Below are 21,238 nucleotides of genomic sequence, written 5' to 3'. Positions count from 1 at the left end.
CCGTATGATTTGGACTGGTCTGAGATTATAGCAAGAAAGCCGTCATAACAACCCGTAGTCCCGAATGTAACAGTTGAACAACCATGTTGACCGCTGCGCAGAAATCCGAATTCGACGAGCACGGCTGGGTCCGCGTGCCGAGCATGCTTCCGGATACGGAGGTCCAGTCCGTACTCGACCGCGTCTGGGACGACCTGGAGCAAAGGTGCGGGATTCCGCGCGATGACCCAAAAACCTGGCCGGAAGCAAAGCCGAAAGGTTTCAACAGGCTGATGCGGTCCGGCGCCTTCGAACCTACCTGCAACCAGGCCGTAAAGGATGCGATAGACGAATTCCTCGAACCTGGACACTGGGAAAAACCTAGTCCCTGGGGGGCGCTTCTGCTTACCTTCCCCGCTGCGGGCCCGTGGTTTCTGCCCAATCAATCATGGCACATGGACCTGCAGATTGCCGTAGACACTGCGTCAGAGCAAAACCCCGGCGTACAGGTTTTCGCCATACTGGAACCGCTGGCCGACCGCGGCGGCGCGACGATTGCCCTCGCCGGTTCCCACCGGCTCGTCCGCCATATCGCACGTCAACCGGAGCTGATCGGCGAAGGCCGGTCCAAAGACATCACCAATGCGGTCAAGCGGGCTTCCCCGAGTCTGCGGGATCTATGGTCCCGCGACCTGGGCGGAGACCGCGAAGACCGATTCCTTGTGAATCCCGTCGACGTCTCCGGCATTCCCGTACAGGCCGTCGAATTCACGGGCGATCCTGGCGACGTGATCTTCATGCACCCCTGGATCATCCATGCCGCATCTCCCAACCGCGGCGACCGGCCGAGAATCGTGATAACGGAACGGGTCCGCAGACTGGACAGATTGGAAGAGGCCTAAGTGCTCCACAATTATCTCAGCGTGGCCCTGCGCAACCTCCGCAGGCATCCCGCCTACTCGCTCATCAACATCGCTGGGCTTGCCATCGGCATGGCCACGTGCATTCTGATCCTCATGTATATCCAGGATGAACTCGGCTACGACCGGTATCATCCCCATGCCGATCGTGTATACCGGATCGTGGACGATATCGAGAGCGGGGGCCAGACCGTACAGACCGCCGGTACGCCCACGGCCTGGGGACCCGCCCTGAAGCGCGACTTCCCCGAGATAGAGCTCCTCGTCCGCATGAGAGGCACCGAATCCGCCTGGCTCGTCGACCTCGGAAACACCATCTACTACGAACGCAAGGTCATCTGGGCGGAACCGGACCTGTTTGAAATGTTCAGCATTCCATTGGTCCTGGGCGACCCGGGCACCGCGCTGGACGAGCCGTACTCAATGGTGATTTCGGAAGATCTGGCTTTCAAGTACTTCGGCGCCGAAGATCCCGTGGGGAAAGTCGTCAATCTCGACAATCGCTGGGACTTCATGGTGACGGGCGTCATGAAGAACATCCCGACCAACTCCCACATGCGGCCGGACATGTTCGTATCCTACACCACGATGAACGTGATCGGGTCCTGGGACCTGGGCGACTGGGAGTTTCACCGGAACCTGTATACCTACATCCGGCTACGTGAGAACGTATCACCGAGTGATTTCGAAGCGAAGCTGCCGGCCTTCCTGGAGCGTCACGCGGGCAACCAGTACCGGGAGGCGGGCATCGGCCTGCGGCCATCGCTCCAGCCCCTCGTTGACATCCAACTCTATTCTAACAGGGAGAGTGAACACGAACCTAACGGTGATATCCGGTACGTAGCCCTTTTCATGGCCATCGCGTTCCTGATCCTGATCATCGCATGCATCAATTTCATCAACCTGGCCACAGCCCGTTCCGAGATGCGCGCCAGAGAAGTAGGCGTAAGAAAGGTGATGGGCGCCAATCGGTTGCAGTTGATCCGGCAGTTCCTTGGAGAATCGGTCCTCATGGCAGGCCTCGCCGCGATCGTGGCGGTTCTACTGGTTCAACTGGCGCTGCCCGCCGTCAACGAGATCGCAAGGAAGCAACTCGTGCTGCCGCTGACCGACTGGATGGTGCTGGTCGTGCTGGTCCTTGGTACGATCTTGATCGGCTTGGCCGCCGGTAGCTATCCGGCGGCGTACCTGTCAGGATTCCTGCCCGCCATTGTAATGAAAGGCAACCCAGAAACGGGAAAGAAAGGCCTGGGCATGCGACAGGTACTAGTGGTGGTCCAGTTCTCCATGTCCATCTTCCTGCTGGTCAGCACGGCCGTCATCCATGATCAACTCGAATTCATCCAGACCAAGCGGCTGGGTTTCGACAAAGAGCACGTCATGGTCGTCCCCATCACAGGCTCCCACCAGGTACCCAATACCCCCGTGCTGAAGCAGCGCCTGTCCGGAATGCCGGGTGTAGTCGGTGTCGCTACGACTACCGGCGTACCGGGCATGAGGGTGTTGCCGATCATGGAGGTCCGGCCCGATGGGATGCCGCCCGAGGACCACCTGATGATGGCCACGCTACACGTGGACGAGAACTTCCTGGATGTCATGGATATCGATGTCATAGCCGGCCGGAACTTTTCGCCGGACTGGGGCACGGATACGACCGGTGGAGTCCTGCTGAACGAGACGGCCGTCCGGAATCTGGGATGGGGAACGCCCGACGACGCGCTCGGCAGGCAGTTTGAGCGGCTGTCCTTTGAAGGAGTGGTTCCAGGGCGCGTAATTGGTGTGGTTCGAGATTTTCACCTACGGACGATACACGAAGAGATCGAGCCCGCGGCGATCATGACCAGCACCTATCACATTTTCGTCTTGATCAGGATCGCGCCTGATAATATCCCCGAAACCATCGGGCGCATCGAGGAAGTGTGGAGAGACGTGGATCCCCGGTTCCCGCTCGACTATACGTTCCTGGACGAGGATTTCGACGCACTGTACCGGACCGACCATCAGCTTGGCGAGATCTTCGCGATCTTCGCGTTTCTGGCGATCTTCGTGGCGTGCCTGGGCCTCCTGGGTCTCGCCTCGTTTTCGATCCAGCAACGCACCCGGGAGATCGGGATCCGCAAAGTAGTCGGTTCATCGGTTTCCGGTATCGTGATTCTCTTGTCGAGGGATTTCATGAAGTACGTGATCCTGGCGAACCTGATCGCCTGGCCGTTGGCCTACCTCGTCATGAGTAGTTGGCTGCAGAACTACGCCTACGCAGCGGCTCTTGATTTCACGTGGTTCCTTGCTGGCGGTATCGTTGCGCTGGTCATCGCCTGGCTGACGATCGGGGCGCATGCGGTCGCGGCGTCGCGCCGGAATCCGGTGAATGCGCTGAGGCAGGGGTGATTACACCGAACGGTCACAGGCCACCGGAGAGGTGACTTTGGGTCCGAGCATGGCGGCACCTTTCAAACTCCAGAGATGTAAGTCCACATAAGAGGCTCACCTCTAATGAACGACACCGAATACCTGTTGGAAAAGATGACGCGGGCTTTCGAAATGAAAGAGGGCAGGAAGCTGACCTCGCTCGAAAACCAATTCCTGAGAGCCACGGCGCACGACGCGACGGACCTGAGCCATGCCAGTTGCGACGTCCCCCGAATGAAAGCCCTGCTCAAGGAAAGTCCCTCGCTTCTCGAAACGGTTGGTTCGGTCGCGCTCTCGATGGCGGCCTCCTACCACGGCACGCACGAAGCGGTTCGCTTCCTGCTGGATCGCGGGATTTACCAATTCTACGACTGCGAGACCGGACTTGACAGAAAACACCAGCACGAGCCGGTAACCAAGGCGTTCTACCACGGAAACTTCAATACCTTGCGCACGGTATTCGAGGCCGGTGTCACCGACGCCTCCGTCATCAGCACGTCTCACGTGGGATGGCCGGCGAACACCTCGCTGCTGTTCTGGGCGGTCGGCAGACCGGTCGAGTACACCGAGTTCGCGCTCGAGTACGGCGCCGACCCGGAAGCGCCGTTCTCCGGGAACGGGGAGCGAGGAAACACGCCCTTGCAGGAGGCGGCGGCACGCCGTGGGACCGAGCGCTGGAACCCATTGGTAGCTGACACAGTCCGTGCTCTCCTTGAGCATGGGGCGTTCTACGATATCTTCTCTGCGTGCGGGTTAAACGACCTCGAGCGGGTGCGCGAACTGGCTGGGAAGGATGCAAAAGCGGTGACACTGAGGGGAGAGGCGGAGATGACGCCGCTGCACTGGGCGGCGCGCGCCGGTTCAACCGGGTGTGTGAAATGGTTGCTGCGGAACGGAGCCGAGGTCGACGCCGAGACCGTCACGAAACGAACCCCCCTGCACCTGGCCGCTGAGAGGGGACAGACCGAGCCGATCCGCCTCCTTGCGGAACACGGCGCCAGCTTGAATGTACAGGATAAAAAGGGCCGCGCTCCCCTCCACCGCGCTACCTACGAAGGCCGTCTGGAGGCGGCGGAAGCGCTCATAGAGCTGGGTGCGGCCACGAAGCTGGAATCAAAGAACGGTAAGACGCCGCTGCAGGTGGCGCGGCTGGACTGCAGGAAACTGAAGGAATAAGTTGGGGGTCGTAATTCGTGAAATGTTGTGTGCAATGGGTCTTTGTGTATGGCAGACAGGATATCAGGCCGAGTTGGCCAGTCGAGCAACTTGCTCAACTGTTGCCGAACGCGCGGTTGGAGTTTCTTGAGCATGCGCATCACCAGATTTGGCTTGGGCAAGCGGAAAAGCTCAAGGATATCTTGAGGGGATTCGTAAAGGAATATCTACCCACAGCACATGACACGTCCGTGCCCATGGTTTGTTGCTGTTGGTAGGGCACTAGACCTTTGCAGTCGGGGCGTCGCGCAGGAACCCGGTCAACGCGCTGAGACAGGGGTGATTGAGCGGTAGGAGATCGATTGGGAAATGTCCGAATACCAGAACTTGAAGCTGGTAATCCTGTCCATCCTGGAGATTTCAAAGGACGCGGTCCACATTCATGTAGGATTGCTCGTGTTTTTTGCAGCTGTAATCTTATGGAGAAAGGGCTCGATTGATGTTCGGTGTCTGATTCCTGTGGTAATTGTCACGTCCTTGATGGAGTTGCTTGACCTTAGAGATGACTATACAGATCAGGGTTTCATTCGTATGGCTGCTCTGACAGCAAGTATTCACGATCTTATCAACACAATGTTGTGGCCTGTGGTTATTGTAGTACTGGCCTGGCTGGGTAAACTGAAAGGCCGTCCAACAGATCGAACCACACGACGCCTGGGACTGGGAAACTGAGCCAGGAAAGTTTGGCAGATTCATCCGTTAACTGAGCATGTAGCGCATCCACTCGTTCTCCTCAGCAATTCCTCACCGCCAACCGTTTCCTCGATCTGAGGTACTCGTGGTATTTCATTATCTCAGCGTTGCTTTCCGTAATCTGATCCGGCAGCCGGGATACACCAGTATCAACATCCTCGGACTGGCGATCGGCATCACGTGCTGCATGCTGATTGTATTGTATATCCAGCACGAATTGAGCTACGACCGTTTCCATGAGAAAGCCGATCGGATTTACCGTGTGGTAAACGGCAACTTCGCACGCACGCCACCCGCGTTGGGGCTGGCGCTCAAAGAGCAGTTTCCGGAGGTCGAAGAGTTCGTGCGGATGCGGGGCACAACGAATATCTGGATGATGTCCTATGGGGATAACACGTTTCTGGAAAGCGATGTCTATACGGTAGGAAAAGGCTTCTTCAACGTCTTTTCCTTTCCGCTCAAACAGGGCAACCCGGAAACTGCGCTGGACGATTTCGCGTATCCCGAGCGGGCTATTGTCATCAGTGAACCCATGGCGGCCAAACTCTTCGGCGATGAGAATCCCATGGACAAGTTCATCCGCGCGGATGACAGGTACGACTTCCGTGTGACGGGCATCATGGAAGCGGTTCCGTCCAATTCCCACTTCGCCGCCGACTATCTTGTCAGCGAGAATCTCAATATCGAAAACCGCCGCGAGGTTTATGCAACGTCCTGGTCTGGTGCGCAGCAAGGTGCGCAGCACTACACGTACATTCTGCTGGCGAAGGGTACGGCTTCTGGAGAATTGGAGGACAAAATCGCCAGGTGGGTAGATACCTATGTGCCTCTTCAAACGCTCGCGGCGCGTGGTGTGTCCTTCAGTCCCCGGCTACAGCCGTTGACCGACATCCATCTGCGGTCGCACCTGGAACGGGATATGGGCGGCAACAGTGATATCGGCTATATCTACGTTTTCACGGCTGTGGCGGTTTTTATCGTGCTCATCGCCTGTATCAACTTCATGAATCTGGCCACGGCGCAGTCCGCCGCCCGATCCAAAGAAGTGGCCATTCGGAAAACCTTCGGGGCCCAGCGGGGCGCGTTGTTGATACAGTTTATGGGCGAGGCCATGCTTTCGGCCGGCCTGGCCTTTATCGTGGCCCTGGGGCTCTTTACGGCCATCCTGCCCTGGTTCAACACGCTGGCGGGAGAAGCCATACAGATCGGTTACCTGGACAACCCCGGGATGTTGCTATGGCTGTTGGGCATCGCGGTCTTTGCGGGCCTGTTGTCCGGCAGCTATCCGGCATTGTTTGTCTCCGGATTTCACCCGATCCAGATTTTCAAGGATGAAATGACGAGCGGCATGACAGGATCCATGCTGCGAAAAAGTCTTGTGGTGGTACAGTTTACGCTATCGATTCTGCTGATCGTCAGCACCGCGATTGTGTACCAACAGCTGGATTACATGCAAAGTAGAAACCTGGGATTCGACAAGGACCAGGTCGTCGTTATTCCGCTAGTCGCAGGGGTGGAGCAGGATTTCGACACCTTCAAGACACGACTTTCCCAGAGTCCGCATATTCAGGGTATGACTCGATCTGTTCTGATGCCGGGACGCATGGCCAGTTCCGCTATGATTCCTTCCTTTCCGACACGCATGGCGGATCAGCCGGAAGAAGACCTGATCGGGATTCCCGCCTTGTTTGTATCTACCGGTTTTGTAGAGACCCTTGGCCTTGAATTGCTGTCCGGGCGCGCGTTTTCTAGTGCGTTGGACGATGATACGAATAACGCGGTAATCCTGAATCGGTCCGCGATTGAACGAATGGGCCAGGCCGCGCCGGAGGAAGTCGCAGGACGTCATATACGATACAGAACAGGCCCGCCAATCAGGATCATCGGCGTCGTCGAGGATTTCCATATGCAAAGCCTTCATGACGCGGCTGGCCCCATGCAGTTGAGGCTCTTGAGACGCGGCGGCGGTCAGTCGGCGATACGGCTGCAGGCGCGGAATATACTCGATGGAATCAGTGCGATCGAAGCATCATGGGCTTCGGTATTTCCCCATTACCCCCTGGCCTATTCGTTTCTGGATGAGGATTTCGAGCGACTGTACCTGTCGGAGCAACGCACCGCAAATCTGTTGGGCGCCTTCAGCTTCCTGGCCATCTTTATCGCGTGTCTGGGCCTGTTCGGCCTGACTTCATTCGCCACCCGGCAGCGGACCAGGGAGGTCGGAATCCATAAAGTAATGGGGGCTTCGGTGGCTCGTGTATTCTATATGCTTTCAAAAGACTTCCTCAAGCTGGTGGCGATTGCCGTGCCGGTCGCCTGGGTCCTGGCCTACTGGGCCATGAGCAACTGGCTGCAGAACTTTGCGTACCGCGTCGATATCGGTCCCGGATGGTTCCTGGTCGCTGGTCTTCTGGCGCTGGTGATCGCCCTGGTTACGGTCAGTGTAAAAGCGATTGCGACCGCTATGGTAAACCCGGTGGAGACCCTTAGGTCTGAATGAAGTCGGTGAATCGTAACGAACGGACAGATGAACCTAACCTTTCTCGGAACCGCGGCCGCGCCTTCGATGCCGATCCCCTTCTGCACCTGCATGGTCTGTTCGGAAGCCAGGAGAATTGGAGGCAAGAATCTCCGCAGGAGATCGTCGATGGTGATCAACGATGATCTGCTGGTGGACATCGGACCCGACATCGCCACGGCGTCGTTCCAGCACCGAATTTCGCTCGCCGGCATCGGCCTATGTATTCAGACGCACCCGCATACAGACCACCTGGACATCGGATTCATTCTCGCAAGGCATGCCGAATACGGGACGACGGTATCAGGCGATCTGTTGCTTGGAGGCTCTGATGAGACGCTTCATGCGATCGATGCGCTTGTCCGCCAACAGAGTGCGTACGGGAGCCTTTTCGACCCGAAAACGCAGTCTGCGTTGAATTTGAAAATCCTGTCTTCTAAGCCTTTTGAGTCGTACCGTATGGGAGACTATCGAGTTACCGGATATCCCGCCAACCACGGCAACGACCAGGGGTTTCTGCTTTATTCAATCGAGCTGGGAGACCAGGCCGTATTCTATGGTACCGACACGTCGGTGCTGTCCGAAGCGGTCTGGGAACACCTGCAGCGAGCACGCATCCGGTATGACGTGGTCATTCTCGATCACACCTACGGAATCGGTTTCGAGTCCAGGCCGGCGGACCATCTCGCTTCGAAGGACGTCGCCGCTCACGCGGATCGATTTCGAGAGCACGGATTGCTCAAGGATGGCGGCGTGGTTTACGCGACCCATCTGTCCCACGAGGGGAACCTGGAACACGACGAGTTGGACGAATACGCCAGGGGGCACGGCTACCGGTTGGCTTATGACGGATTGAGGCTGCAATTAGAAGACTGAACATACAGCAGGAGCATACCAACGGACACCCGCCCACGGACAGCCACCCACGGACACCAAACCATCATTCCGAAAGATACCACTATGCAGTGGGACTACTACCGTCCTCATATTGACCGGCGGGTTCCCGGCAACAAAGTAGACCTGACGCCCCTGTGTAACGAATCGGAAGTCCGCAGGAACCTGATACTCGATCTCGCCCGTCCATTCCGCAACGTCGATCTTGACAAGGTGGCGAGTCCGGAATCACTGGGATTCATCCTGGGCAGTGCCGTAGCCCAGCGGCTGAACCGGGGCTTCATTCCTTTCCGTAAAGGAGGGGAACTTCCCATCCATCGTCAGCACCGGTCGAGAATCTCTTTTGTAGACTACACGAACAGAAAAAAGTCCCTGGAGGTGAATAAAGACCTGATAAAACCCGGTGAACGCATTCTGATCGTTGACGATGTGATCGACACCGGCGCCCAGGTTAAGGCCATGATCAAGTTGATCGAGCGCCTACAGGGAAAGGTATTGGGTGTTTCGGTGCTGGTGGCGGACCGAAGCCGGAAGACGGAACATCTGATCGACAAGTACAACGTGCATGCTATTCACATGCCCATCGTTCGTTGAAACCGGTGACGAAATCGGTGTGCCGTCAAGAACAGATAACCCAGACCATATACTTTGCGAGAGAAAAACATAATGGCCACAGAACCCGATAGTCAGCACGTTCACATCGGCGCCTACGCGTTGTGCCGCGACCCCTCAAATCGCCTGCTCCTGGTTCGTGCGACGGCCGGTCTCGAGGACGGAGGTCTGTGGACGATGCCTGGCGGCGGAATCGAATGGGGCGAACATCCGGATGCCGCGTTGCGCCGCGAGTTGGAGGAGGAGACGGGACTCGTAGACATCAAGGCGTACCGAGTGTCTGCCGTGTATTCCCATGCCTATGAAGGCCGAACGGATTGGCAGGGCGACCCGGTTCACCACATCGGAATCGTCTATGAGGTTGTTCTCGCTACGTTCGATCTGAGACCTGAAGAAGAAGGATCGACCGATCACTGTGAGTGGCTGACCGAAAACCGGGTTCGGGAACTGCCGCTTGGACCGCTGGCTGAGTTCGCGGTCAAGCTGGTATGGCCAACAAAATAGCGATGGGATATCTTAGATGGCGGGTTACTTTGATGATTGAATTGCGTGGTAAGAAAGTGGTGTTGCAGACCATGGAACGCGCGAATTGCCGCATCCTGTGGGAAAACTACGAGCCCGTGGAACCCGTGCCGACTGAACTGGTCAGGCCGGGTCTTTCAGTCGAAGGTTCGGATAAATGGTTTGAGGAGATCCAGGAAAAACAGGAAAAGAGTCAAATCTACCTAGGCATCTTCGATGATGAAGGCAACATCGTTGGCGACATACAACTGTCCGGTATCGACTGGAGGAATCGCACGGCGAGCCTCGGTGCCGGCATTGCACGCAGAAAAGACCGGGGTAAAGGGTACTGCACGGACGCTGCCAGGGTTATGCTTCGGTACGGGTTTGAGCACCTGGACCTGTACAGGATTTCGGCCGCGACCATTTCGAACAACGCTGGCGCCATCAGGGTACTGGAGAAGCTTGGATTTAGCGAGGAAGGACGCGAACGCGAGGCCGTGTACTGGTCCAATCAACGCTGGGACAGGATAGTGTTCGGCATTTTGAAATCAGAATTCGAGGTCATTAAATCATGAAACCCGCTCCACTAAAGAAAACCATCTCTTTCGAGGATTTCGAGAAACTCGACATTCGCGCCGGTACGATCACCACGGTCGAAGATGTGGCCGCGTCGAACAAACTCGTGAAGCTGGTAGTCGACTTCGGGGATCACACCCGGTCGATCCTTGCGGGAATCAAGCAAGAGCGGTCAGATCCGAAGGAAATCGAAGGAAAGCAAGCCCTCTTCGTGGTGAATCTGGCTGAGAGGAAGATGGCTGGAGAGGTTTCCCAGGGAATGCTCTTCGACATCGGGTATGCGGACGGGCTTACACCATGCCTGTTGGTACCCGAACTACCTGTACCAGACGGTGCAAGGGCGGGTTGACGCGCACAAAGCATGAATGGAGGTAGGATGGCGTCCGAAACAGTATCCGACCGCCTTGAGCGCGAGCACGCGCGCTACGGGGCCGATACCCAGCAGGCATCCGACGGTCCGCTGCCGCAGCCTTTTCCCCGGGAGATCGGTCCGCGCGCCATGGAGTACCTGGCCGAGGTCGTCGATTCCGGGCTGACCTGCGACATGGTGGGCCGGTTCGAGCGCGCCTTCGCCGAGGCAAACGGCGTCGCCCACTGTATCGCCACGCCGGGATGCACGCCGGCACTGGCCGTACTGGCGGCGGCATTCGACTTCGAACCCGGTGACGAGATCATCGTGAGCTCGGTCAGTGACTTCGGTACCGTGCAGGGGGTGATCAGCGCCGGGTACATTCCCGTGTTCGCCGACACCGCGCCCGGTACGATCAACGTGAGCGCCGAGACCATCGAGGCGTGCATTTCAGATCGAACCCGGGCGATCCTCGCCGTGCACCTCAGCGGCCTGATCTGCGACATGGACACCATCAACGAAGTCGCCGCGCGCCACGGACTGGTGGTCTACGAGGATGCCTGCCAGTCGGTCTTCGGCCGCTACAAGGGCCGCTATGCCGGCACCCTGGCGACGGCCGGGGGGTTCTCCTTCGACGCGGAGAAGACCATGGGCTCGGACGTGGGCGGCTGCATCCTCACCGACGACGATGCGCTGGCCGAACGGGCGCGGTTTATCGGCCAGAGTCGTGCTGGAGAAATGGTCGAGCACTTCGGGCGTATACACACGGCGAACGGCTTCGCCCATCGCATGACGCAGTCCACCGCGGCAATCAGCCTGGCCCAGCTGGAGATCATCCGTCCACAGGTTGAGCAGCGTGATCGCATGATCCGCATGCTGAGCGCGCTCCTCAACGAGATTCCGGGCATTGCGGCATTACCGATCCCCCCTGAGACCGAAGTATACTCCTGCTGGATGGCGGGATTCACCATCGACCCGGAACAGTTCCGATGCGACGTGGAGGCACTTGGTGCGCAGGTGGCGACAGGAGGCATCCCCGGGGCGAGTCCGATGCGCTACTACCTGTTGCCGGTGGCCCTGCCCTTCCTGAACGATGCGGCAACGCGGCAACGCTTCCCCTATTCACAACCCCCGGCGTCACGTGCCTACCGATACGACGCAGAAAGCTGTCCGAACGCACACGAGATCCTGGAGCGCTACATCCGCTGGAGTTCGTTCTGCGACAAGTACGAGCCCCACCACTGCGAACAGGCGGCCGCGATCGTGCACCGCGTTGCCGACGAGAACCGGATATGAGCGAAAGAGACGAAAATCACTCGGTGGAGAAAACGCTGCGCGTTCCCGCCCGTTACTATCGTTCCGTACCCACAGACCACGCGGGATACGTGGAAGTCACCCTTTCGCTGCCCATCGAAAAGACCGCTTTGGTCGGCCTCCACTGCTGGAACATCGGTTGTCCCGACGGTCCGGCCACGGACGCCAACTACTGTGTCGGCATGGGCTGGCCGCAGGCGACGGCGGAGGCCGCCCGCATCATGGCCGATGTCATCCGCCCGGCCATGGACCTGGCGCGCTCGATCGGGATGACCGTCTGCCACGTCGAAACGGACTGGATGGACCGGAAGTATCCCCACATCGAATCACGGCGGTCGAACGCTGCGGCAACCGTTCACCCGGTCAGGCAGGAGCTGTTCGATCGGGCCCACGGCGAGGACTACATGGCCCGCTCGCCCCTGGCGGAGATGCAGCGCGCCGAAATCGTTTCTCCGGTTGGCGACGAGCCCCTCGTCTTCTACTCCGACACGCTGGACGAATACCTGCGGGAACGCGGCATCGAAACGCTCATCTACATGGGATTCGCGGCCGACATGTGCCTGCTCGGCGCCGAGGGAGCCGCCCGGCCCATGCTGGCGCGCGGCTATCGTTGCGTGGTGATGCGAGATGCGACTGTCGGCGTCGAGTCGCCGGACACCTTTCCGCAACGGCTGGCGACCAACTATGGGCTCCACATCTTCGAGTGGACCCTCGGACATGGTTGTACCTTTGCGCAGTTCCAGCAGGCTATAGAGCAAATTCAGGACGATCGGTCCAACTGATGTGAGACACGCGCCATGAGCCTGGACATCTGTCCCTGGAAATACGGCAAACGCTGGGTTTACTCGATCACCTATGACGAGGCCCTCGCCGACCTGCATCGCTTCGCCGTTCCCATGCACGAAGAGTACAAGATCCCCGGCCACGTGGAAGTCGTCGTCGGCCAGATGGGCGAGGTCCGCAATATCGGTAACTCCAGCTTCAACGGCTATCGCCACATGAACGGCGACGAGCTGCGCGACCTGCTCGCCCGCGGCTGGGGCGTGGGCAACCACTCGTGGAGCCACGACGTTATTACGCCAGAGATGGCGGATAAAGAGATTGGCCACGCGAAGCAGGTTTTGGAGGAAGCCCTCGGCGAATCGATCATCCTCTACTGCTCACCAGGCGACAACACCAACATGGCCGACCACGTCCTCGAAGCCTGCCGCCGCTACGGCTACCTGGGCGCTATGAGCCTGACGGACGCGCTGAATCTCCCCGAAGATGAACTGTTCTGGATCAATCGAACTCCGCTGCACGACCACTACTACCCGCCCTTTTACAGCGCCTACGATCCTTTCCGGAATATCCGCCAGGCCCAGACCGTGCAGGGTTGGCTCATCGATTACTGCCACTGCCCGCTGGAGACGGCCGTTCATCCCAACAAGGACTGCTCCGAAGCCCAGCTCAGGCAACGCCTTGAAACGGTCCTGTCCGAAGGAGGCGACGATGTCTGGTGCGCAGTGCCCGAAGAAGCGCTCAGTTACCACCTTATGCGAAGGCATGCGCAGATTGAGAAGGCGGGTGGTGAGGGCGACTCGAAACGCTACCGAATTGGGCTGCCGGATTTGCCCAACCAGGTTCCGTTTCGCAGTCTGACTTTGGAAGCCGGTGTCCCGCCGGCCTGGTGCCGCGATCCCCGTGTCGTGGTGGACGGTGTGGAACTGGCCGCAGAAGTTGCACGGCCCGGTGTGCTGCGTTTCACGACGCAGGTGCGAGACGGGACAGTGGTCGAGATGGGTGACCGGCCGAGATCCTGAATGGTTCCAATACGTTCCCGCACGACCTTGCATAGTACCTCCCGCCGAACATCCACGACTCCGCTATATCGAAGGAGAGAAATCCGCCATGATTTCACGTCTATTCTTCACACTAGTTTTTGCGCTCTGTTGCAACCTGCTGATCGACCACCCAGGCGCTGCCCAGTCCTCTAAACGACAGGCTGAAATGCGTCTGGCACCAACCAGCAATGGAGAGACCAGTGAGATGAATTACCTCCTGTATTTGCCACCGGCATACGAAACGAACGAGCAGGAATGGCCGCTGCTCCTTTTCCTGCACGGTGCAGGCGAGCGTGGAGACGACCTCGAACTGGTAAAGGTCCACGGTCCGCCGAAGATGATCGCGGAAGGCGAGGACTTCCCCTTCGTGGTCATATCACCGCAATGTCCTGAAGGTGTGTGGTGGTCAATCGAAACGCTTCATGCGCTGATCAACGAAGTCGTCGAAACGCATCGCATCGATACGTCCCGGATCTACGTGACCGGTCTCAGCATGGGCGGATACGGGTCCTGGGGACTGGCCTACACCTATCCGGACCTGTTCGCCGCAGCCGTTCCCATCTGTGGGGGCGGGGAGCCGGAGAAGGCACCGCTGATGAAAGAGATTCCGACCTGGGTCTTCCACGGCGCTAAAGACGAGGCCGTTCCGCTGGAGCGATCGCAGGAGATGGTCGATGCGCTTGAGAAGGCCGGGGGCAATGTCCGATTTACCGTGTACCCGGAAGCGGGACATGTCGGGGCATGGGAAAACGCGTATGGCGATCCTGAACTCTGGGATTGGTTGGTGAAGCAGCGGCGGGACGATTGAAGCCAACGCGATCCGGAAAACTCTACTCAGGTCCCTGGTGAAGGCGCAGTATCCCACCACGGCTCCGCGAAACTTCAAACGCATACGCCCGGCCGCCCGCACTCAGTCTGAACCGGTCGTCCACCCGGGAAATTCGAGCCTTCGACGAACTGTCGCTAAATGCCAGGACCAGGATGTCACCGTCCGTACCCGCCACCAGCCGCGTTGATGGCTCGGTAGCATCCGGAAGAAAGCTGACCAGGCTACCGGCTGCGAGCCCCGGAGGCGCATAGGGCACCTCTTCCTTCCGAATGGTCAGGCCGCTACCTAATACTGAAATCAACTCCACCTCCCGAGATCCCGCACCAAGGCGGGCGCGGTCTCCCTCCAGGCCGAGCAGTTCCACGGGATTCAGCTTGTAGGTCAGCTCGCCGCCACCGGTCTCGGGTCCCAGGCCAACGGCCGGGTCCACGGTGAGCCGGCGCCTGCCCGGGCATCGAAGGTCGATCAGGGACAGATCGCAGTCCGCCGTTACTCCGGGCGTCTGTATCGAGCCGCCAAAGGCCAGGGCGGTATTGGGCCTGGCGTAGAACGTGCGCGGCTCCTTCCGCGAAGCGAGTCCCTGCGAGTCCCGTCCCAGCTCGCCGAAGACCGCCGGGTCGTCCAGTCGATTCGATTTGCCATCAAGGGCAATCTCCATCCACGGATTGGCGCCGCGCCGGTTGAAGCCGTCCCAGGCGATCTGCGCTTCGTGCCAGGTTCCCACGCCTGCCGTACCCGGCGCATGCACGGTAACCAGGTTGCTGTTCTGGCTTTGCACGCTGAAACACAATCGGCCGTCCGTGTCTACGAAGAGCGCGAAGGTGTTGACCCCCGTCCCGAAATGCCCGCCGACACCGTTCCCTGCATTGAACAGCACCCTGGGACCGCTCGCGTTTTCGAGTCCGCTCGCATTTTCGTGTACGCTCGCGCGTCCCCGCAGGCGGAAGCGAATCCGCAGGCGTCCCCCATTCGCGCGGAACCAGCGTTCCGCTTCGTATTGCAGGACGTCGCCGCCACGCAGCCGGACCAGCGAACTGCCGTCAGCGACTTTCCGCACGCCGCGCATACGTCGCCTCAGCGCTACGAGCAGGACCGGATGATCTCCGCGAGAAATCCAGTATTCATGCTCGGTTCGCCGGGAGGAGACGAGCAGCCGCTGCCAGTCCTTCGTGCGCTTCAGGCCGCCCAATTTGGCGACGTTCTCGTTCTGGCCGCCCACGCAGGGCAGGCTGCCGCAACGCACCGGCTGGGCCTCGAAGGCGCTGATGGTACGCAGCAAAGGGCTGCCCGACCACTGAACGTGCAGTTCCATGAAGCAGGCGGCCAGACCGCCGTCATAACCGCTGACGCACAGGATAGCCGCATCGGAACCATGACTGCTGCGCATCACGGCGAAACGGCCCGTGTACATGTCGAAACGTCCCGCCAGTGTGGTCACGCGCCGCGCCCTGGCCGGCCGGAACGCGGGATCGTAGTAGCAATAGGCGTACGGTCCGTAGGAAATCATACACTCCGCCGTCGTACCCCTGGCGCCCATTCCGAAGCGATACAGTCGGCCCAGGCGGGGATCGGAAAGGCCCACGTCCCGCAGTCTCCCGTCTCCGGCTTCCTGGGCCAGCCTCAGGAGTACGGGCGAATTGACGTTGAGCTGGCCACCGAGCAGGACGTTTGCATTGGGGGGATAGTAGACCATATCTGGAATATCGCGAAGCGCCGTCCAGTGGGCGCGGAACCAGTTCAGCGGCAGACGCAGTCTGGCGGGTGCCTCGCTTAGCAGGTCGACACCGGTCACATTGCGCATTGCATCGGCGAAATGCAGCAGCCAGAGGTTTTCAAATCCCCAGAATGTGGGACCGTCGATGGGCTCTCCGCCGGGACCGCATCCGTTGGGCAGGAGGGCGCCGCGGAAACGATCTACAACCGCCTGTACCCAGGCTTCCGCCCGGGGGTGTTCACCCAGCAGGTGAACCGCGGCCACGCCGAAGTGTCCATAGTCGACGACGGTGTGGTGCCCTCCTGCCGTGTAGTGCCGTCGTTCGTCCACGTACGGCCACCAGCGATCCATCAGCCCTACGAGGCAGTCGCGGACCTGGCGCTTCTCCACTTCCGGCAATACCTCGTCCATCAGGTCGAGAGCAAGCGCGAATGCCTGCATATACCGGTTGACCGTGTAGAAGTGCTCCTCCACGTGATCGCCGTGGTCCCAGTTCGCCGCGGCCCGCACCCATGCGCAGGCCCGTCCGAGCCAGCGCGGGTCGCCCGTAAGTCGCCAGGCAAAGGCGTAATTCTCGATCAGGGCCGTGGCGTGCATGGCAGTATAGAAGGTCAGGTAGAGCTGGTGGTTCGGATGGGGGCTGTGCGCCCGACGCGGAACCCGTCGCCAGGGACGCTGGCCTGCATACAGTTCACAGTCGGCCAGGAGTTTGGAGAGGATGCGACGACGGACCGGATCGGCCGGAGCCTCGAAACGGAAGCCAGGATCGTCGGCAGGCCTGTACAACCGCGGTCTTTCATGGCGGATTACGGGGATCGACGCCTGATGTGAAGTGTCGGTCATCGGATCGGTCGAGGGATCAGTCATCATCAACTTCCGGGATTCCAGGATTGCGATAGTAACTTATGTTGAGTAACTGAAATCAGGATGTATCTTGCATAAATAACACGTTCCAGCATAGCACTTAATCTTCCTTTACGCGAGACAGAAGTGCTCCAAAACTACCTCACCATCGCCGTTCGCAACCTCCTCAGGTACCCTGCCTACACGCTCATCAACATCGTGGGGCTCGCGATCGGGCTGTCGGCCTGCATGCTGATCCTGCTCTACGTCTGGGACGAGTTGAGCTACGATCGGTATCATCCCAATGCTGACCGGGTCTACCGGATCGTCGATGACATAGAAAGCGCCGGACAGACCGTCCGGACGGCGGGATCGCCTTCGGGTTGGGGACCCGCCCTGAAGCGTGATTTTCCTGAAATCGAGCTGTTCGCCCGGGTGAGGGGCACGACATCGGCCTGGTTCATCATGCATGAGGAAAAGCGTTTCTACGAGCAAAAGGTCATCTGGGCCGACGCGGCCCTGCTTGACATGTTTTCTATTCCCTTCGTCACCGGCGATCCCCGGACCGCGCTGACCGAACCGTATTCGATCGTGGTCTCGGAGGAAATGGCCTTCAAGTACTTCGGCGACGATGATCCCATGGGGAAAGTCCTCAGGGGGGATAACCTGTGGGATTTCACGGTGACCGCCGTCATGTGGAACATCCCCGCCAATTCGCATATGCGCCCGGATATGATCATATCCCTTGTGACTCGGAATGCCCTGTATCCGAACAGCCTCGATGAATGGGAGATGCACGAGAATCAATATACCTATCTCAGGTTGCATGAAAACGCCTCTCCGGATGACCTGGAAGCGCAACTGCCCGCCTTTCTGGAACGGAACAAATCAGGCAGGTTCAGCGAATCGACCAAGGTATTAAGACCTTCTTTGCAGCCCCTGTTGGACATTCACCTGCATTCGCAACGGGACAGCGAACTCGAGCCCAACGGTGATTTCCGCTACGTGGTGCTCTTCCTGATCATCGCGTTCCTCATACCGCTCATCGCGTGCATCAACTTCGTGAACCTGGCCACGGCGCGGTCGGCCATGCGCGCCAGGGAAGTGGGCGTGCGCAAGGTGATGGGGGCCAACCGGTTGCAGTTGCTGGGGCAGTTCCTGGGAGAAGCCGTCGTTATGGCGGGAATCGCCATGGTCGTCGCGGTCGCGCTTGTGTACCTCTGCCTGCCCGGCGTGAACGCGCTGGCCGGAAAGCAACTGGACTTCGCGCTGTCGAACGGATTGGTGCTGGTGGCGCTCGTGGCGGGTACCCTCGTGATCGCAGTAGCGGCCGGCAGCTATCCCGCGGTCTATCTCTCAGGCTTCCTGCCCACCGAAGTATTGAAAGGAAGTTTGAAGTCGGGAACACATGGGATGAGACTCCGTCAGGTCCTGGTCGTGATACAATTCGTCATGTCCATCTTTCTGCTGGTCAGCACCGCTGTCATCTACGACCAGCTCACGTACATACAGGACATGAGACTCGGTTTCAACAAAGAGCACGTGATGGTCGTGAAAATCACAGGACGTGAGCAACGGGAAAGCACCCCGGTACTGAAACAGCGGCTGGCGCAGTTGCCCGGTGTGGTCGGAATGGCGACGACCGATGGGGTCCCGGGCGTGAAGGCACCGCGGATTATGGCCGTCCGTTCTGATGAGATGAGCCCCGAGGACAATCTCATTGTATCCCTGCTTACATCGGACGACCGGTTCCTGGACGTCATGGGAATAGACCTCGTGGCGGGCCGGAACTTTCCGGTCGAATGGGGTATGGATTCGACCATGGTCATCATGTTGAACGAGACTGCGGTACAGAAACTGGGCTGGGAAGCGCCTCCCGATGCGATCGGCAAGTCAGTTGAATGGATTGAATACGGTGGATTGCGGGGACGCGTGCTGGGGGTCGTGGAGGATTTTCACCTTCAGTCGATTCGCGAGGAAATCGAGCCGATCGTATTCACGCACTATCCCCCCTACTTCACCGATGTGCTTATCCGGATCAGGCCGGAGGACGTAACGGACACCATCTCCCGGATCCAGGAGGTGTGGCAGGAGGTCGATCCCCTTTACCCACTGGCATTCACGTTCCTCGACGACGATTTCGACAGCCTCTACCGCGCCGAGCAGCAACTGGGCACGGTCTTCGCGGTCTTCGCCTTTCTTGCGATCCTCGTCGCGTGCCTTGGGCTGCTTGGTCTGGCTTCCTTCTCAATCCAGCAGAGAACCCGGGAGATCGGGATCCGAAAGGTGCTCGGAGCCACCGTTTCAGACATCGTGCTGCTGCTCTCCAGGGACTTCATGAAGTATGTCCTGCTGGCCAACGTCATCGCCTGGCCGCTGGCGTATTTCGTCATGTCCCGATGGCTGCAGAACTACGCCTATTCGGCGGGAATCAGCTTTGCGTGGTTCATCGCGGGAGGCGTCGTCGCGCTCGTCATCGCCTGGTTGACGATCGGGGCGCATGCGCTGGCTGCGGCGGGCAGAAACCCGGTCAACGCGCTGAAGCAGAACTGAAGTTACGGTCACGAAAGTGACTGGAGTCGACGAGCGGTCAACAGGAGGTCCAACATGTCGCAACAAAACGAATTCGGCCTTTCGGCCATCGGCCAGGTTTCCGTCACGGTGCAGGATCTCGACCGAGCCGTTGCCTTCTATCGCGATCAGTTGGGCATGCCGTTCCTGTTCCAGGTGCCGAACATGGCGTTCTTCGACTGCGCGGGCGTACGTCTCATGTTGAATATCCCCGAGGAGGGGTTTGAAGATATCCACACTTCAATACTGTATTACAAAGTCGACGATATCCAGGACGCCTACCGGATTATGAAGGACCGGGACGTACGGTTCGTTGGACGGCCACACAAGATCGCCGATCTTGAGGATCACGAGCTATGGATGGCGTTCTTCCGGGACAGCGAGACGAACCTCCTGGCGCTCATGGCCGAGATCCCCCACCAGGTATAGCTTCAGGAAAAGACCTTATCCAGGTTACGTTCCGAGTGATGGAGGGACTGATACAGATCCCACAGTTCCTCCTCGATGGCCTCTCTGATCTCGTCCGTCACTTTATCTTGCTTCGCTACGCTGTCTGGTACAAACGGCACGGACTCCCCATCGCTCTTCGAGTAGAATCCGAACGGCTCGAACATTTTATCATATTCCTCCCTGGTCACCTTGAGTCCAAAGAAGCGCAGGATCCTCGGGAGGTTTTCGGGCTTCAACCGCGTATAGTCCACGAACAAGCAGTGATCGCAGGTGTTTTCAATGGCGATCCGGAGGGTGGACGATTCAACCCGCACGCTGAAGGCCAGGTCACTCATCCCTTCGACCGCTTCTATCGGAAGAACGGCATCGAAAGCGCCTTCGGCTGTATTCTTGTTGCGGATGAACCAGGCGGGTCCTTCGAGAAAGGTCGGAATGATCTCGTAAGGATTGCGATAGAGGAACAACCAGGGAACACCCGGATACAGTCTTCGGACCATATTCAACCGCTTAACATGATTGCTGGAGAATTTGACGAAGAAGCGTTCCTGTACCGGCAGCCGTCTGTGACCATATATGTTCAGCAGCGACCGAAAATACGCTGGGCGTGTGTTCCTGAATACCTCTTCGTATTCAACACCCAATAGTTGCTGTACAGGTTCCGCTTCTTTGATAACAATGTGCCGGTCCAGGCTCGACAACACCTTGGCAAGCAAGGTCGATCCGCATCGCCCGACGTGGAAGATGAAGCCTGAAGGCGCAAGGGTGTCAGCATATAGATCCGGCGTCTCGAGTACATCGAAATTGGTAACCACGGACATAGCGTCGGCATGCTGCGACAGTCGTTCTTCCGCGGAGATCTCGAGAAAGGTCTCGCGAAGATGCATGTCCCCAAAGTCGAGCCACGAGATTTCACGGGTGTCGCAGTGCAGTTCGAGCGGCAAAAGACCACGCTGGCTATCGAGCAAAGCCTTTACTTCCTCGATAGGCCTGTTTCTAAAATCCTGACTCGGCATTCAAGCTCCCTA

At 58.7% G+C, this 21,238-nt stretch carries 18 protein-coding genes; 16 read left to right on the top strand and 2 right to left on the bottom strand.

Annotated elements, in window-relative coordinates:
* Positions 1-83: 83 nt before the first annotated feature.
* The 14 genes from F4X08_02780 (at position 84) to F4X08_02715 (ending at position 14,614) form a co-directional block, all read left to right on the top strand.
* Positions 84-881, top strand: a complete 798-nt coding sequence (locus tag F4X08_02780) for a phytanoyl-CoA dioxygenase family protein (GenBank protein MYD24722.1) — start codon at positions 84-86, stop codon at positions 879-881.
* Positions 882-3,287 carry an FtsX-like permease family protein gene (locus F4X08_02775; protein MYD24721.1) on the top strand — a complete coding sequence of 802 codons (2,406 nt, stop codon included), beginning with the start codon at positions 882-884 and terminating at the stop codon, positions 3,285-3,287.
* Between the two features lie 105 nt (positions 3,288-3,392).
* Complete coding sequence (locus F4X08_02770; protein MYD24720.1) at positions 3,393-4,484, top strand: ankyrin repeat domain-containing protein; 1,092 nt, start codon at positions 3,393-3,395, stop codon at positions 4,482-4,484.
* A 348-nt stretch (positions 4,485-4,832) separates the two neighbouring features.
* The gene (locus F4X08_02765) at positions 4,833-5,195 is read left to right on the top strand and encodes a hypothetical protein (protein ID MYD24719.1); all 363 of its coding nucleotides are present in this window, start codon (positions 4,833-4,835) and stop codon (positions 5,193-5,195) included.
* Positions 5,196-5,301: 106 nt separating this feature from the next.
* A complete protein-coding gene (locus F4X08_02760; GenBank protein MYD24718.1) occupies positions 5,302-7,716 on the top strand; it encodes an FtsX-like permease family protein in 2,415 nt (804 codons plus the stop codon).
* Positions 7,717-7,743: 27 nt separating this feature from the next.
* On the top strand, positions 7,744-8,610 hold the full coding sequence (locus tag F4X08_02755; protein MYD24717.1) for a hypothetical protein: 867 nt from the start codon (positions 7,744-7,746) through the stop codon (positions 8,608-8,610).
* A gap of 84 nt (positions 8,611-8,694) precedes the next feature.
* The gene (locus F4X08_02750; GenBank protein ID MYD24716.1) at positions 8,695-9,222 is read left to right on the top strand and encodes an adenine phosphoribosyltransferase; all 528 of its coding nucleotides are present in this window, start codon (positions 8,695-8,697) and stop codon (positions 9,220-9,222) included.
* A gap of 72 nt (positions 9,223-9,294) precedes the next feature.
* On the top strand, positions 9,295-9,744 hold the full coding sequence (locus F4X08_02745) for an NUDIX domain-containing protein (protein MYD24715.1): 450 nt from the start codon (positions 9,295-9,297) through the stop codon (positions 9,742-9,744).
* A complete protein-coding gene (locus F4X08_02740; GenBank protein MYD24714.1) occupies positions 9,729-10,319 on the top strand; it encodes a GNAT family N-acetyltransferase in 591 nt (196 codons plus the stop codon). The genes F4X08_02745 and F4X08_02740 overlap by 16 nt, the downstream gene beginning before the upstream one ends.
* Positions 10,316-10,669 (top strand): tRNA-binding protein, encoded by a 354-nt coding sequence (locus F4X08_02735; protein ID MYD24713.1) that lies wholly within the window; start codon positions 10,316-10,318, stop codon positions 10,667-10,669. Before F4X08_02740 ends, F4X08_02735 begins: the two co-directional genes overlap by 4 nt.
* 12 nt (positions 10,670-10,681) lie before the next feature.
* The gene (locus F4X08_02730; GenBank protein MYD24712.1) at positions 10,682-11,965 is read left to right on the top strand and encodes a hypothetical protein; all 1,284 of its coding nucleotides are present in this window, start codon (positions 10,682-10,684) and stop codon (positions 11,963-11,965) included.
* Entirely contained in the window at positions 11,962-12,765 is an 804-nt protein-coding gene (locus tag F4X08_02725; protein ID MYD24711.1) for a cysteine hydrolase family protein, read from the top strand. Before F4X08_02730 ends, F4X08_02725 begins: the two co-directional genes overlap by 4 nt.
* A 15-nt stretch (positions 12,766-12,780) precedes the next feature.
* Positions 12,781-13,785, top strand: coding sequence for a polysaccharide deacetylase family protein (locus F4X08_02720; protein MYD24710.1), 1,005 nt, complete (start codon positions 12,781-12,783; stop codon positions 13,783-13,785).
* A 187-nt stretch (positions 13,786-13,972) separates the two neighbouring features.
* Positions 13,973-14,614, top strand: coding sequence for a prolyl oligopeptidase family serine peptidase (locus F4X08_02715; protein MYD24709.1), 642 nt, complete (start codon positions 13,973-13,975; stop codon positions 14,612-14,614).
* A 22-nt stretch (positions 14,615-14,636) separates the two neighbouring features.
* Here F4X08_02715 and F4X08_02710 read toward each other — a convergent pair whose 3' ends face one another.
* Positions 14,637-17,135: a hypothetical protein gene (locus F4X08_02710; GenBank protein ID MYD24708.1), complete on the bottom strand. Its 2,499-nt coding sequence runs from the start codon at positions 17,133-17,135 to the stop codon at positions 14,637-14,639.
* 204 nt (positions 17,136-17,339) lie between these two features.
* Between F4X08_02710 and F4X08_02705 the strand changes: the two genes are divergently transcribed.
* Positions 17,340-19,745 carry an FtsX-like permease family protein gene (locus F4X08_02705; protein MYD24707.1) on the top strand — a complete coding sequence of 802 codons (2,406 nt, stop codon included), beginning with the start codon at positions 17,340-17,342 and terminating at the stop codon, positions 19,743-19,745.
* 54 nt (positions 19,746-19,799) lie between these two features.
* Positions 19,800-20,192 carry a VOC family protein gene (locus tag F4X08_02700; GenBank protein ID MYD24706.1) on the top strand — a complete coding sequence of 131 codons (393 nt, stop codon included), beginning with the start codon at positions 19,800-19,802 and terminating at the stop codon, positions 20,190-20,192.
* Positions 20,193-20,194: 2 nt separating this feature from the next.
* On the opposite strand, the gene F4X08_02695 is transcribed toward F4X08_02700, so the two are convergent.
* A complete protein-coding gene (locus tag F4X08_02695) occupies positions 20,195-21,226 on the bottom strand; it encodes a hypothetical protein (GenBank protein ID MYD24705.1) in 1,032 nt (343 codons plus the stop codon).
* Between the last annotated feature and the right edge of the window lie 12 nt (positions 21,227-21,238).

Source organism: Gemmatimonadota bacterium, assembly GCA_009841265.1.
In the GTDB taxonomy this organism is placed as follows: Bacteria; JAAXHH01; JAAXHH01; order JAAXHH01; family JAAXHH01; genus JAAXHH01.
The sequence above is the reverse complement of the archived record's forward strand: the minus strand, read 5'-3'. Positions and strand labels throughout refer to the sequence as shown.